Genomic DNA, 14,925 nt, shown 5'->3' on the forward strand with positions numbered 1-14,925 from the left:
TCAGCCCCCTGCCGAAAAATGCCAGTTTATGGCATAATCCGCGTTTTACTAGGCATATAGAACAGAAAAATGACTGAAAATGAATTGCTAAGTCGCTGTGGCGGCAAGTGTGAACTGTGTGGCAGCGAGCTTGAACTCTCTATTTATGATCTGCCAGCCTCCGATGGCCGTGACAATGAGATCATGATTTGTGAAACCTGCAGTGGCCAAATTGCGGCACCAGATACCATGGACATGAACCACTGGCGTTGTCTGAATGACAGCATGTGGAGTCCTGTACCGGCAGTTCAAGTGATGTCATATCGTATGCTTAAGCGCTTAAATGGCGAAAGCTGGGCGCAAGATTTGCTGGATATGCTTTATCTTGAAGACGATTTAAAAGCGTGGGGTGATGCCGAAGTTGCCGCAGCAGGTGACGATGCGACGCCAACGTTAGACAGTAATGGTGCAGTGCTCAATGCGGGCGATACTGTGGTCATCATCAAAGACTTAAACGTGAAAGGCACTAGCTTTGTGGCTAAGCGTGGCACAGCTGTGCGTAACATTGCTTTGACCAACAACCCAGAGCATATCGAAGGCCGCGTTAACGGTACTCGTATTGTGATTCTGACATGCTTCGTTAAAAAGTCTTAAGTTTCGCTTAGTGTGAGCGCGATTTATTTAGCTCAACACAATAAAAACCGCCATGATCGTTAGCCGACATGGCGGTTTTTTTATGTTGAGTTAGGTGCTTAAGATACGCAGCGGGTGATTTGATATTGGCGTGCATAGCCCTGCGGATTAAATTGCCAAGATAATATCCACGCGATCACACTTAAGCCACCGAGTAATAACCAAGCACTGTTAAAGCTGTTGAAATTATCGCGAATTAATCCGGCAATCCAAGGGGAGATAGCCGCTATGGTATATCCCACACCTTGTACAAAGGCGGTTAATTTACCTGCTAACATAGGATTTTGTTGATGATCCATAGTGACAATCAGCCCGAGTGGAAAAATCCCGCCAATACCTAATCCTGCAAGTCCCGCCCATAAAAATAGCGATACTTGAGGGGCGAGTGCGAGTCCCATAAAGCCAATGAGTTGTAGCAAGCATAGTAGGGCTATGATGGCGCGTCTGTCCGTCGACTTGCTGGCAAGCCAAGGAAACACTAAGCCTGCGATCACTTCCATGCTGGTTAAGAAACCTAACACTAATCCCGATTGAGTTTGGCTATAACCTAGCTCGACCGCGTAGGGGGCTAACCATGCAAGTACGCAGACATAACAACTTGTGCCTAATGCAAAAAATATCGCCAATAGCCAACTGCGACGAAAACGCCAAAAGTTAAGTTGCAAAGCTTGCTCTTTTGCTTGGCTCGGTAATGCGGCTTTATGTTTAATCAGGAGCCACAGCACGAGTGCGAATACGCCTAACCAAGTCCAATGACCTAGACCCGCGCGCCAACCTAAGTTCATCCCGATAAAAGGCGCACTGCTCGCCGCTAATGCGGCGCCGCCCATAATGGCGGTGACGTAAAGCCCCATCATTAAGGGCACCCGTTCACCGAAATTAAGCTTAATCATGGCGGGCATGATGGTTTGAATGAGGGCGATTGCGACCCCTGCCAGTAATGCCGAGCAGATAAGCCAATTGGCATCTATCGCCCAGAAGCGCATTGCAGTAGCGGCGATCAGCAGTAGCAATGATCCTGTCATTACGGTATTGAATCCTAAACGTTTGGCGATACTAAAGCCTGCAAAACAGCCCAGTCCCATGGCGAGCACGGGCAGCAATGTCAGCATAGATGCTAAGGTAAAACTTAAGCTGATATCCTTTTGTATGCTGGGCAGTAAAGGCCCAACGGAGGCGAGAATGGGTCGTAGATTTAGACCAATAAGGATGAACGCGAGTCCGAGCAGCAATAAATTCGCTTTTTCTGTCTGGGGGGATCGCATGGATTGTCTCCAAAAATAAGCTGAGTTTGATTTGCTGAAAAAGTGATTTGTAGCAGCATTTAGCATACTCATGATGCTTTCCTTTCAACAACAGTAGGTTGAAACCACATCACTACAATTCAAAAAGAATCTCTTTCAGATGTATCTCGATATAAAGATATTTTAATTCTGCGAGAAAATGACTAAGATGTAAAGAATGATGTAAAGAATCTTTATATTGAGATAAATCTATGACAGCTAAAATGACGCTAACTAATGCCAGTCCTGCGGATACTAACGCGAGTTCTACGGATACAAAGAAAGCGGATTCGAATACCAAAGAAGATGGCCTCGATAGAATTGTTGAACAGTGGCAACAGCAAGGGGTGACTGAGGATTTGATCCCTATGGCTGTGCTCGGGCGAATCGCTCGTTTAACGAAATATATCGAAGTGGTACTGCTGCAATGCCACGCCGAATTTGGCTTAGGTCAGGGGGAGTTCGATGTGCTCGCGACGTTAAGGCGCTCGGGAGAACCATTCACACTCTCGCCTTCGCAACTTTATCAGAGCATGATGCTAAGTTCTGGCGCTATGACCAGTCGTTTAGACAGACTCGAAAATAAGGGGCTGATTGAGCGGGAGCACAGTAAGGAAGATCGCCGCGCCGTCCATGTCTCGTTAACTGCTGAGGGTAAGGCGCTCATTGATAAGGCATTACCTCAGCATATTCAATGTCAAAGTGCGTTGTTTGCGGGCGTGAGCGTTGAAGATAGGCCTGTGTTGCTGCAGATTTTAAAATCTTGGCTGAACCAATTTGAGCCGCAATAATTCGTTTAAAATCCCACTTTAGTCTTTAAAGTAGGCTGATATGCAATAGCGGATCACTTTGGCAAAATGCGGTAAACATGAGCCAACCGCGCGGGATAACATTTGATAGAACAAGGGAGTTGCCATGGTAAAAAGACGTGAAGCATTTGAATTAGCGGGAAAACGAGTCACAGCCGGGACGCAATTAGGGATCAAACTACCTGCCGCTAAGTTGTATACCGATACGCAACTCGATATTCATGTGGAAGTGTTTCACGGAGCCAAACCTGGCCCGACTTTACTGGTTTGTGCCGCCATTCATGGGGATGAACTTAATGGTATCGAAATTTGTCGGCGTTTATTAGCCAGAGTAAATCCAAAGAATCTGACGGGCACGTTAATTGTGGTGCCAATAGTGAATGTGTTTGGTTTTATTCAGCAATCCCGTTATTTACCCGATCGTCGTGATTTAAATCGTTGCTTTCCTGGTTCTAGCAAAGGGGCCCTCGCAAGCCGTTTAGCTAATCTGTTTGCCACTCAGTTATTAGTTCATGCAACCCATGTGATTGATTTACATACTGGGGCCGTCCATAGGGATAATTTGCCGCAAATTCGCTGTGATACTAATGATGAGACTATGCTCGCCATGGCGAATGCCTTTGGTGCACCGCTTATTATGCATTCTAAAGCGCGCAGTGTTTCTATGCGAGGTTATGCTAATCAACAGGGCATTCCTTGCATTTTATATGAGGCTGGAGAGGCGTTACGTTTTAGCGAGTTGTCGATAAAATCTGGCCTCAAAGGTGTGCTCAATGTGATGCGCAGTTTAGACATGCTTAAAGGGCGAGTGAGTAACAAAGGCGCGAGTGTCAGTGCTATTCGCAGTTATTGGGTTCGCAGTGAATCCGATGGTTTAGTGAATATGAAGCTTAAACTTGGCCAGCGGGTGACTAAGGGTTATATCATTGCCCATATCGTCAGCCCCCACGGCGGTGACAGTGTGGCCATTCGCGCGCCAACCGACGGTATTATCATAGGAATAAGTAATATCCCTGTGACTAACGAAGGTGAGGGCATGTTTCATATCGCCCAGTTCGAAGGTGACGAGATTGAAATTGCCAACGAACAGCTCGATGAATTCCTGATGGAATATGCCTAGATTCTAGGTCCCATCACCTCTATAGTTTAAACCGTTCCACTGAGCTGGTGAGTGAATGGGCAAGCAGAGTGACTTCGTTGCTGCGTTTGGCCATGTCCATAGCTTCATTGGCATTTTGGTCTGCAGATTGTGCCGCTTCACTCATGCTCGACTCAATCCGCTGGCTGTAATCTAACTGCTCGTGGGCGGCGTGGGTGATCTCTAGACTCATTTTATTGAGGGTATGTAAGGTGCTTTCTATGTGAGCGATAGCATCCTGCAGGGTTTGGCTTTGTCCGACACACTCATTTGCTTGATTTTGCCCCGTAGTAATTGCATCGGCTGCCGTGGACGTTTCTTTTTGCAGGGCCGTGATCATGGTTTGAATTTCGGCGGTAGCGGCTTGGGTGCGTGAGGCAAGTGATCGCACTTCATCGGCCACTACGGCAAAACCACGACCATGTTCCCCCGCTCTGGCGGCTTCAATGGCGGCGTTCAGTGCCAGCAAATTGGTTTGTTCGGCAATGCTGCTGATGGTGGTTAAAATGCTGCCAATATTATCGCTTTGAATGCTCAAGCGAGACATGACTTCAACTGAGCTACTTAAACGGGCGCTCAGTTCGGCAATTTTATTGCGATTATCATCGGCAATTTGCTTCACTTGATTACCGTATTTCGAGGCTTGACTGATTTGTCTCGCCGACTCACTGGCCTGTTCTGTCACTAGATTTGAGCTAGTAAACATCTGTTCTGCCAAGGCTTTAGTTTCATCGACTCGACTGATTTGCGCCGTTGCGGCATTGGCGATGCGCTGGCCTTGCTCATTGGTTTGCGTGGCAGAGCTGTCCAATGAATGGGCATTTTGGCTGATATTGGTTAACAGCTTGGCAAGATCGTCACTCAAGGTATTCATGTTATCGATTAGGGCACCAAATTCATCGTTATGGCGTTTACGAATGCGTTTAGATAAATCCCCTCGGGCGATACTGGCGAGTGCGCCGTTCACTAAGGCCAAGGGATTGAGCATGGCCTTGGAGGTGAAGAAAGAGATAAAGCTCACCATGATGATAAATACCAGTGCTAGTACAATCGCTAAGGTTTGACCCTGTTGAATATCATTACTGGCGATGGTTTGCAGGCTGGTAAATCGGCGGTCGGCTAAGTTGATTAACTTATCTAAGGCGAGATTATTCGCATTAAACTCTTTATCGGCATCGAGGTAATGTTGCTCTGCTTGTCGTTGTGCCTCAACTACGGCTTCCTGCACTTTATAAAGTTCGGCAGGCGCTGCGAGTAAGGTATTGATAATCGCATATTCTTGCTCGAATGTTTGCAGTAGGCCTAAGGTATCAAGCCCATCAGTTTGTTGTTTTAAAAAGGTAAAGTTAGTGGTGAGGTTCCCCAGTAAAATACCGACATCCTGTTGGTGCGATTGAATAACATCCAAACTTTGAGTGTGGATCAGTTCCCCCATAGTGTTGGCTAGCGTATAGAGCATGTCGTCAATGCGAGTACCTGTGCCGACAATTTCTTCGAGTAAAGTCGGATTATCGGGGATGGAAAGAGTTTCGAGATCAATCATCGCATTACTGGCGTTGGTCTTGGCATGGTTAAAGCGCTCAAAGAGTTGCAGGTACTGCCGTTTTGCTTGTTCATTGGCGAGTTTAGCGCTAAACATGGCTTGGCTTTGCTGCAAATAGGCTTGGTATCTTGCCTGCGCTTCGTTTAGGGATGTTTGCATCTTAGGTTGATCTGCAACTCGCTCAATTAACTCATTTTCGATACTTTGATATTTCTTCTGCAGCGCGGTAAATGCTTGCTGACTTTTGGTTAAGGCGGCAGTGTCTTGCTGACTATGGGCCAAGGTGGCAAGGCGTGACATTTTTAATAGCACTAGTTGTAAGCTATTACTCTGCTTTTGCACGGGTACGGCTAAGGTTTCAATATTTTGATAGGCGGTTTGTACTTGGGAGAGTGAATAGTAGAAAAAGCTACTACCAGCGATGAGCAGCGCGCCAATTGCACTAAAACTAAAGATGATTTTTTGTTTTATGGTAAGCGTTAACATAGTGCGAAAACCTCTTCTATGACTGTCCCTGTAAAATGGGTTTATTAATGGTTAGATCGCTGTTTTCGTTGAAATATTGATTTAAGTGTAGCAGAGTTCGTCATAAGTACAGTGATTAGTTCAATTGAACGTTTAGATTTAATTTAGGTTAACTAGTTGGTTTTATTATTTAAAATTATTTCAACCCTATCTTGAAAAGGATTAAAGATGAAATCAGTCATGTTAGGTGAAAACCTTATCGTACCGACAAAAATTCTCTGCATTGGGCGTAACTATGTTGAGCATATCCATGAATTAGGTAACGAAATCCCCGAGGATATGGTGGTATTTTTAAAGCCCAACTCGGCCATTTCGACTGTGCTTCATTCTGAGCATCAAGGGGAAACCTTGCATTATGAAACCGAGCTGTGTTTTATGTTTCAAAATGGCCGTTTCAGTAGCGTCGCCGTCGGTTTAGATCTCACAAAACGTGATTTGCAAACTAAGTTAAAAGCTAAGGGATTGCCTTGGGAGCGAGCAAAAGCCTTTGATGGTGCAGCGTTATTCAGTCCGTTTGTGGCGATTGATGATGCAGAGGCACAGCTGCATTTCACCTTGAGTATCAATGACAAGCTAGTCCAAGAGGGGCATATCGATTTAATGATTTACAAACCTCAGACCATATTGTCCGAGCTACAGGCATTTATCAGTCTCGATGAGGGCGATATTGTAATGACAGGCACGCCTAAGGGCGTGGGAAGCATTCCCGCTAAAAGTGTATTTAACGTCACGCTGAGCCGTGGCCTGCAAGCGACTGCTGCACCCTTACTCGAATGGCAGTGGTTAAGTGTTTAGTGATAAATCGCTGAGTTGCTCGCATGATTGAACCTGATGACGTAAAAAAGACTGCTGTATTGCAAGTGTCAACTTGCCAGCCACTGCAACAATATTTGATTGCGTTAGGGGCGAGTCAAGCTGCTGTTGAACGTTACTTACCACAGTTTAAAGCGTTGAACGTGCCGGCGGAAGAGGTGCTTCTTAGCCAAGGTGAGGCGCAGTCACAGGCATATTTTGTTGTGGATGGTATAGTGCGCGCTTGCCATTATACTCAGGAGGGCACAGAGCGCTGTAAGGAGTTTTATTTCGAGGGTGAATTGTGTTTTTTGTATGTCAGTTGGCTTAAGCAAATTCCCGCTAGTTACCAATTAGAAGCCTTAAGCGCCTGTAAATTTATCCAAATGCCGTTATCTGTGTTGGATGATTCTTCGCTGCAGTCAGTGCAACTTGGGTTACTTAAACAGCAATTATTGTATAAAGAACAAAAGGAAGCCTTTTTACTGCTGCACACACCTGAGCAACGTTATCTGTATTTACGCGAACATTCACCACTTTGGCTTGAGCGGTTAAGCCAAGGTCAGCTAGCTAATTATATTGGCATTACGGCAATCAGTTTGTCGCGTATGCGTCGACGACTTCAAGACTCTCTTTAACGGTTTTTGCTCCCAGTTAACTTAAGTTAATGCGCTAAAGCGCGATTCCCATGATGCTGCGCCTTAAGTTGCGCGCTCAAGTCTATAAGGCTTTCAATCAGAGTGCGCATTATTGCTTAAAGCGAAGGAGCTTAATAAGTTGACTGCGTTTACTTTGTCTCAAGTTTTGGTGGCGATAGCCATTATCTTCGATCTGATTTCGTTTCAATTTAAGGCGCGGGAGCGGATAGTCGCCTGCCTTTTTGTGTCTGGCATCTTGATTTCAATTCATTTTTGTTTGCTGGAGCAATGGACTGCCGCAGGCTTAATGGGCATAGCCACAGTGCGTTATCTCACCAGTATTTTTACCACCTCAAAAGTAGCCCTATGGTGTTTCTCTATTGCTGCACTTGTGATGAGCATTGTGACCTTTAATGGGGTAACGACTGTGATCAGTTGTATAGGCACCTTGTTTCAAACCCGCGCCGCATTCTGTCAAAGTGATAAAGATCTCAGACTGCTTATGATAGTCGGAACTAGTTTTTGGCTCGTTCACAATGCCTTAGTGGGATCGCCTGTGGCAGTGTTAATGGAGGTACTCTTTATTGGCAGTAATTTGGTGGGCTATTATCGACACTATTTTCGTGGGCAGCTTAAGCAACTGCCGTGATTAGTTTAAATAATCTCATTGATAATTAGAAAGATATTTACTTTATAACGGCGAATTACAGTGACTGTTGTAATCGTCGCTTGGCCGTCGATGTGAAGCTAATGCCAGTGTGGGTTGGATCTGGAATGATTAGAGTCCCGCGACGGCTTCCATATCGAGTTCGATATCTGTGCAGCCTTTAGCACAGTAGATCCCTGCCGCTTGTTCTGCTTTTGCCTGCTCTGGCAATATCACTTTAAGTGTCTGTTTACAGCTAGGACATTGCACTGGCTTACCTTTAAATACCCGTTTAATCAGATTTTTCTGCTCATTGAACGAGGTTGCTGTGGTTTGGTTTAACACGGCAAAGGGGCTAGTAGAAGCAGTTGTCATCGGTTGGCGGATCCTTAGGCTTGATAAAGTATTATCACGAGAGTGTCATCGCGAATAGCGAGATTATAGCCTGAGTTACGCTGTTATTGAAAAGCCTCAATGTAAGCTCATGCTTAACCTATCGACCAGTGGTATTAATAGTCAATTAACGTATCGGCCATCACATGTGATGGCCGACATTGTGCGATGAACGATTAGAGGGAGCTTTGCCAAGTCGATGGGCGAGAGTAACGTGCGCCATCTTTGACTCTGGCGCGGATGTGTTTGACATCATTAAGCTTGAAAGCTTGGCGGTAGCTTAGCCAAGGTCCTGAGTCGAGTTGGTATTCCAACTCGGCATTGGGATATAAGCTATTGACCACTAACTGCTGATGTTCAACACGTATCCCAGGCGGTGATATGCGATAGAAAATTCCCGCTTTAGCTAACTTAGGTTGTACCTTATTGGCATAAACTGCGGCGAAAATTTGCCAATCCTGTTTGAGCACTTGCTCGGCTTGGCCCTTGAGTTGGCGGGCGAAATGTTGAGTTTGCTGACTATAGATTTTACCTTGATAATCATAGGCTAATTCCCATGGCGCCCTATGCCATGCCCGTTCGGCGAGGGCGACCATGCGCGGGAATAACATGTATTCTGCTTGCTCGTCCGATTGCACCATTTCGCTCCAAAGATGCCCCTGCAAGCCGTAAAAACGGTGTCCCGGTTTAAGCTGGCTGTGGCTATCGTCCGACACAAATGGCTGATTTAAGCTATTGTGCCAGCGCTCGGCATGGGCGGGCAGGTTGTCGGGCATAAAGCTAAACACCTTAAAACTGTCTATTGCCCTCGAGGCCCAATGATTGCCGCGCTCATCTGGATGGCTAGCGTAGGGGAAATCGAAATAGGTGACTTCTGGCGTTGAGATAACGACCTTCCAGCCAAGATTTGCTTGCTTATGGGCGATTTGATGGCCGTTGTTTGAAATCTGCGACCAAGCGTTAGATTGCACTTGGGCTGGCATGTTTTCGGGGCGCACTTCACCCATGCCATCATTCCAACCAGCGGCAATAATCCCTTTCTCCGCCAGCATGTTAGCAACGCGCTCAATAAAGTAACCATTGAGCGAATGCAGTCCGGCTAACTCATCGGCTTTTTGTTTTTTCATTGCGATACACGCAGGGGATTCTACCCAAGCGCCCGCGGTTTCATCGGCGCCTATGTGGTAATGCACTAAAGGAATGCCTACGGCTTGGTGCATCTTTTTAACTTCATCAATCACAGTATCGATAAAGTGATAGGTGCTCGGCAGACACACATTGAGTGTGTTGTCGTGGTAATACTGAATCGACGAATACTGGGTTTTATCGGCAAATTCAGTCAGTAAAAACTCCTCCGCCTTAGTTTTGTCTCCCTTGGCGAGGTAATGGTGATAACGCGCCTCCATGGATTTTATTGCGGCGCGTGAATGCCCCGGCATGTCCAGTGAAGGGATCACTTCGATGTGGTGAGCATCTGCCAGTTGTAATATTTCTTGGTATTGCGCCACGGTTAAGTAGCCATCGACGGGGTTTACGTCCGCTATGCCGCTGCCCAGTTGTGGCAATAAACAGGTTTGCTCGGTTAAATCGAAACAGCGTTTTGCACCCACATCGGTCAGTTCAGGTAAGCCGGGGATGGCTAAACGCCAACCTTCATCGTCGGCTAAGTGCAAATGCAGCTTATTGATTTTATAGGCGGCGAGCTGTGGGATAATGCGTTTAATAAAATCGAGCGAGTGAAAGTTACGGGCTAAATCGATATGCAGGCCACGAAAGGCGTAGCGAGGTTGGTCTTGGATCTCGATGGCGACGAGTTGATCGTCACTTAAACTGATTAGCCCAGCTAGGCTTTGTAGGCCATAGAAGAGTCCCGCCTCAGTGCCCGCTCGAATACTGATTTGCTCAGCTGTTATGGTTAACCGATAGGCTTCGCTGCTTTTAATTTCACTATCATGGGCTTCAGTGCTTGCGACTTTAGGAGCTTGAGCATCGAGTTGCAATAATAGCGGCGTGCCTTTGTCCTTGGCCGAAAAGCCTAAATAATCGAGGTAATCAAATGCCGCCTGCCGTCCCTTAAAATCGACAGTTGCAGCCGTGAGTCGATAACCTTTAGCAAGGGATAAAGGCGCCGAGTTTAGGCTTTGGCTATGAAGTGGCGTGGGGATGAGTTTGCCGCTAATGTCAGGTGCTTTGTCTGCGGCTAAGGCTTGATATTGCTCAGCTAAATACTGGCCATCGGCAAAGGGGGTTGCATCGTTTTTTGCCAGTAAGAATTGTTTTTCGGCATTAAAAGGCGCCAGGTAGGCTTGCTCGGCTAAACCTGTTTCTTTATCGCGCCTTGTTTGAGTGCTCTTTATGACCTGCGCCTTATCGCCCATAGCGATAAAGAAGTTTGGCATAAACTCGGAACGGGTGATTTGGCTGCCTTTGCTATAAAACTCAATACGATAAACTTGATTGGCGACGAAGCCCTTAAAGCTGGCTTTAGGAGTGATTTTATGTAAATCGCCATTGATATGCTCAATGCTAAAGTCACCCGCATCGACGAAATAAACGGGCGATAATTGGCTGAAATAAATTTGCCAGTCGCCGTGATTTAACTCTTCGCTGGATAACTTGTCGTTGGATAGCTGAGTGGGCAGGGTTAGCTCAATGGCGGAGCGATAGCATTGGGCTTCTTTAGCGGGACAGGTTTCAAGATAACTGGCGGTTAACTGATAATTTAATTGGAGTTTATCGGCCAATTGATTCAGCGCGACATGATTTGCCTCCTGCACAGCATTGGCGGCCTGTACTGATGGTATAGCAAGTATCGAAAGCACCGACGCCAAGGGAAGCACTGCCATGACGCCGCTGACTAAGGCCGTCTTAATCCTCTGCCACTTTATTTTCCCTTTCTGTGTTATTTGTCCTTTCACTTAGCGGAGTCCTTTTGTTGTAAAAACCACTGCGCGGCACCTATGAGGGCTGCATTGTGATGTTGGCTGGCTGAAATCGTCAAGTCTGTCAGTTGCGGGCCATAGACTAAACTTTGCAATTTCTGTTTAAGCGCTTCAATAAAAAAGGGAAAGCTTTGGCTGACTGAGCCGCCAAGGATGATATCTTTGGGATCGTATACTAGTAAGGTTTGGGCGATCATGTGCGCCAAGTGTTCGCCAAAATGGGCGAAGGCTTGTAGCGCTTGGCTGTCACCTTCACAGGCTTTTTGGTACAAATGCTCACCACTCATCTGGTGATGAGTGGTGAAGTATTGCCCCGAGCAGTAGTGCTCAATAATGCCATCGCGATAACTCAAACTGCCGATTTCACCTGCGGCGCAATGTTTACCCGAATACAACTGACCATTAAAAATCACCCCAGCGCCCACGCCTGTGCCTAAGGTAATCCCGAGCATGTCTTGATTGCGATTGAGCACAGCTTCGCCAAGGGCAAAGAGATTCGCATCGTTATTCACAACAACATCCATTTCAAAGGTATTTTTAAGTTGCTGGGCTAACTGCGTTGCCGTCAACGCAGGGATATTGAGCACTTCGAGTAAAGTGCCGCTGTGCATATCCACCATACCGGGCACTCCGATGGAAACTCCATTGGTTTCAGGCGTGAGGTGGCTGTGGATACAGGTCACGAGGAAATCGAATAACTGTTCGAAATTGCCATCGGCGGGAACAGGATACCGCCAAGTGTCGAGTAAGGTTTTACCTTCCACCTGTGCCAACATCAGTTTAGTTCCCCCAAGATCTAAACATAGGACGCTCATAATAGCTTGTTGCCTCTCGTGTTGTTTGTTGCCATCGGCTCGTCATTCTTTGAGGCCGCTTTTGTTGAAAATAGGGTAGTGTTTTTAATCAAGGGGCGAGCCGTTATGGCCACATAACCTATGTAAGCCATAGGGATTAACAGCACTAACATCCCGAGCCGTAACTCGCCGGACAGCTCACTGATAACACCAATGATCGGCGAGATAAACGCGCCGCCGATAATGCCGGTACAGAGAATGCCAGCGAATGATCCATGATCTTGAGTGCGCGAATTGAGCGCCAACGAGAAGATCACCGACCACATGATAGAAATGAAAAAGCCAACCAATGGGAAACAAATTAATGCTAGTTGGCTCGGTCCCCAAATCGCCACCAGAAAACAAACCAGTGAACTAAGGGAAAAACTGAGCAGCAAGATCTGACTGTCGATAAGTTTAAGTAGCAGTAAACCGAGTAGGCAGCCGAGCGTCATGTAAAACCAAAAATCGCTAACCACATTGGCGCCGACACTTAAGGTGTCAAGATCATGATATTGCAGCAAAAAGACTGAGATACTGTTAGCAAGCCCTTGCTCAAGCGCAACGTAGGCGGCGATAGCGAAGAAGAATTTCAAAACGGTTTTATCTTTGAAAAGGCGTAAATGGGTCTCCAGTGCACCCGCCGACTCATCTGCCAATTTATCCACTTTGGGCATCTTCACTAGGCTGGCAAAGAGCACCATGGCGAGTGCGACCACGGCAAATAACCAGTACATGGCGAGCCAACTCATGCTCTCTGGCAATAGCTGTTGCACATAGTTGGCTGATGCTGCACTGGCTTGATCTAAGGCGACAAAATGCTGGTACACCAGCGGCGCTAAGGTTGCGGCGCCGCCAAAGGCAAGTTGGGCCAGTACGGAGAAAAAGGCAAAATGCTCTGGCCCCGCGGCTTGGCGCAGTAAGGGATTGACTGCCACCTGCAATAAACTCATGCCAGTGCCAATACAAAACAGGCTAAACATGGCGATGCTAAAGGTGGGTAGACACACAAAAGTTACAGCGCCGATAAACGCTAGGCTAAAGGCTAAGATGATCACCTGCTTTTCACCGTACTTGTCCACCAAAATCCCCGCAGGAATCGATGTCACGCCGTAGGCGATAAAAAACGCAAAGGGAAATAACCCCGCTAACGTCAGGCCGATAGCATAACTGTCAATTAACGCAGGGAAAATCGGCCCCATGCTGTTGGTCATCAAGGAAATCACAAAGAAAGTGCAGAGGACAAACAGAATGATGAGTTTGTGTTTCATGTGCTTAGCCAATTGAATTAAGTGAAATTCATTGTGGCTTGACGCTCGCCTTGGTGGTGATACGAATGGTGCCTCTGTCGATACTTTTCTCACATAGTCAAATCGTGTTCGCGCTGATTGGGCTGATTTACATCAGGTGCTGTAAATACTTGCTGTAGATAGTGGGCAGCAGATAGCTGCTGCGGATGAGCATAGATAAAACGGTGTTTTAGCCTCTGCTGATAATGTGTTTACTTGTAAAATAGTTACCTTTAATTAACATTGGATAGAATAGTATTGGAGTGGCGGATTTTAGTATCACTGCAAGGCTGACTTGCTATAGACAATAGTGCGCGAAGGCACAGCTATTTCGCCGCGCTGATAGGTCAAGGCTGGCATTAAAAATAAGGTCTAAGTAATTGAATAATTTAACAGGTTGGCATAACGGCTAGCTTGAGTGAATGGCGTTGAACTATAAGAGCTGATTGAAGCTAAGGTAAAGGAATGAGCAACTGGAGTTTAATGGATGAAACCTCTGTGTGAAAAAGTGATCCCCGATGAAAACAGCTCTTGGCGTTACTTTCGTTATGAATGGGACCACATGGATCTCAATTGGCATTATCATCCCGAGTACGAAATCTGCTTAACCCTCAACAGTTATGGTATGCGTTATGTGGGCGACCATATTGCCCGTTATGGCGATTATGATTTAGTGATCATAGGCCCAGATATGCCCCACGGCTGGCAATCCGAGGCGAACCTTGGTGTTTCAACTGACGAGATATCAAATGGCAACGCGCTAAAAGACGGCACTTCGAATGCGAGGGTGCAGGAAGTCGTTTATGTGGCACAAATTCCAGCGGTCTGGCTACACCAAATTGTGAATGAGCAACGTGAGTTAGCGTCTTTGCATTCACTTTTGACCCATGCCAAACGAGGTGTGTTGTTTAGTGAGGAAACGGCGCGTAAGGCCCATAGTGTGTTTATCGCGATGGAGACGGCCAATCCTTTTAGACGCTATATTTTGTTATTGGAATTATTAGCGTTATTACAACAGGATAGTCAGCAAGAACTCTTGTCGAGCACCTTGTTTACCCACGGTAGTAAACTCGACTTTACCGTGAAAAAGCTCGATAAAGTGATTGAGCATATCTATGACAATTACACTCAGGCCTTGTCGGCACAGGATTTGGCAAAGTTAGCGCACATGAGCACCAATCATTTCCATCGCTTCTTTAAAAAACGCACCGAGAAAACCTTAACTGAGTTTATCAATCAACTCAGGATAGCTAAGGCGTGCAAGTTACTGCTGTCAAATCAAAGTCCGATATCAACCATCAGCGATCAGTGTGGTTTCAACAACTTATCCAATTTTAATCGGCGCTTTATTCAATTTAAAGGTGTCACGCCGAGTCGTTTTCGTCAGTGCTTTAGCAGTAAACAAAGGGCAATTTAACCATT

Annotated in this window: 13 protein-coding genes; 7 read left to right on the top strand and 6 right to left on the bottom strand. The window is 46.3% G+C overall.

All coding sequences use genetic code 11. The features are described 5' to 3' along the window. Window positions 1-69 precede the first annotated feature (69 nt). On the top strand, window positions 70-633 hold the full coding sequence (locus tag L5L97_RS01690) for a PhnA domain-containing protein (protein WP_011790067.1): 564 nt from the start codon (window positions 70-72) through the stop codon (window positions 631-633). A 98-nt stretch (window positions 634-731) separates the two neighbouring features. Here L5L97_RS01690 and L5L97_RS01695 read toward each other — a convergent pair whose 3' ends face one another. Beyond that, the gene (locus L5L97_RS01695; protein ID WP_263180928.1) at window positions 732-1,937 is read right to left on the bottom strand and encodes an MFS transporter; all 1,206 of its coding nucleotides are present in this window, start codon (window positions 1,935-1,937) and stop codon (window positions 732-734) included. A 230-nt stretch (window positions 1,938-2,167) separates the two neighbouring features. Between L5L97_RS01695 and L5L97_RS01700 the strand changes: the two genes are divergently transcribed. Together L5L97_RS01700 and L5L97_RS01705 are read left to right on the top strand one after the other, a co-directional pair. Continuing rightward, window positions 2,168-2,746, top strand: coding sequence for a MarR family winged helix-turn-helix transcriptional regulator (locus tag L5L97_RS01700; protein WP_263180930.1), 579 nt, complete (start codon window positions 2,168-2,170; stop codon window positions 2,744-2,746). A 124-nt stretch (window positions 2,747-2,870) separates the two neighbouring features. After that, window positions 2,871-3,884, top strand: a complete 1,014-nt coding sequence (locus L5L97_RS01705) for a succinylglutamate desuccinylase/aspartoacylase family protein (RefSeq protein ID WP_028760658.1) — start codon at window positions 2,871-2,873, stop codon at window positions 3,882-3,884. A gap of 19 nt (window positions 3,885-3,903) precedes the next feature. Here L5L97_RS01705 and L5L97_RS01710 read toward each other — a convergent pair whose 3' ends face one another. Next, window positions 3,904-5,931 (bottom strand): methyl-accepting chemotaxis protein, encoded by a 2,028-nt coding sequence (locus L5L97_RS01710; RefSeq protein ID WP_263180931.1) that lies wholly within the window; start codon window positions 5,929-5,931, stop codon window positions 3,904-3,906. Between the two features lie 207 nt (window positions 5,932-6,138). Between L5L97_RS01710 and L5L97_RS01715 the strand changes: the two genes are divergently transcribed. The 3 genes from L5L97_RS01715 to L5L97_RS01725 all read left to right on the top strand — a co-directional run bounded on the left by L5L97_RS01715 (window position 6,139) and on the right by L5L97_RS01725 (window position 8,049). After that, window positions 6,139-6,765, top strand: coding sequence for a fumarylacetoacetate hydrolase family protein (locus L5L97_RS01715; protein WP_263180932.1), 627 nt, complete (start codon window positions 6,139-6,141; stop codon window positions 6,763-6,765). A gap of 23 nt (window positions 6,766-6,788) precedes the next feature. Then, window positions 6,789-7,400 carry a Crp/Fnr family transcriptional regulator gene (locus L5L97_RS01720; RefSeq protein ID WP_263180933.1) on the top strand — a complete coding sequence of 204 codons (612 nt, stop codon included), beginning with the start codon at window positions 6,789-6,791 and terminating at the stop codon, window positions 7,398-7,400. Window positions 7,401-7,539: 139 nt separating this feature from the next. Beyond that, complete coding sequence (locus L5L97_RS01725) at window positions 7,540-8,049, top strand: YgjV family protein (RefSeq protein ID WP_263180934.1); 510 nt, start codon at window positions 7,540-7,542, stop codon at window positions 8,047-8,049. Window positions 8,050-8,178: 129 nt separating this feature from the next. Here L5L97_RS01725 and L5L97_RS01730 read toward each other — a convergent pair whose 3' ends face one another. From L5L97_RS01730 to L5L97_RS01745, 4 genes are all read right to left on the bottom strand, one after another. Beyond that, window positions 8,179-8,421: a hypothetical protein gene (locus L5L97_RS01730; RefSeq protein WP_006080930.1), complete on the bottom strand. Its 243-nt coding sequence runs from the start codon at window positions 8,419-8,421 to the stop codon at window positions 8,179-8,181. Between the two features lie 194 nt (window positions 8,422-8,615). Further along, window positions 8,616-11,357, bottom strand: a complete 2,742-nt coding sequence (locus L5L97_RS01735; RefSeq protein ID WP_263180935.1) for a family 20 glycosylhydrolase — start codon at window positions 11,355-11,357, stop codon at window positions 8,616-8,618. Beyond that, window positions 11,354-12,196, bottom strand: a complete 843-nt coding sequence (locus tag L5L97_RS01740; RefSeq protein WP_263180937.1) for an ROK family protein — start codon at window positions 12,194-12,196, stop codon at window positions 11,354-11,356. The genes L5L97_RS01735 and L5L97_RS01740 overlap by 4 nt, the downstream gene beginning before the upstream one ends. Beyond that, on the bottom strand, window positions 12,193-13,485 hold the full coding sequence (locus L5L97_RS01745) for an MFS transporter (RefSeq protein ID WP_263180938.1): 1,293 nt from the start codon (window positions 13,483-13,485) through the stop codon (window positions 12,193-12,195). The genes L5L97_RS01740 and L5L97_RS01745 overlap by 4 nt, the downstream gene beginning before the upstream one ends. A 505-nt stretch (window positions 13,486-13,990) precedes the next feature. Here L5L97_RS01745 and L5L97_RS01750 point away from each other — a divergent pair. After that, window positions 13,991-14,920 (top strand): AraC family transcriptional regulator, encoded by a 930-nt coding sequence (locus L5L97_RS01750; protein WP_106649980.1) that lies wholly within the window; start codon window positions 13,991-13,993, stop codon window positions 14,918-14,920. Window positions 14,921-14,925: the final 5 nt, after the last annotated feature.

Source organism: Shewanella sp. SM71 (assembly GCF_025653905.1).
Taxonomy (GTDB): Bacteria; Pseudomonadota; Gammaproteobacteria; order Enterobacterales; family Shewanellaceae; genus Shewanella; species Shewanella oncorhynchi.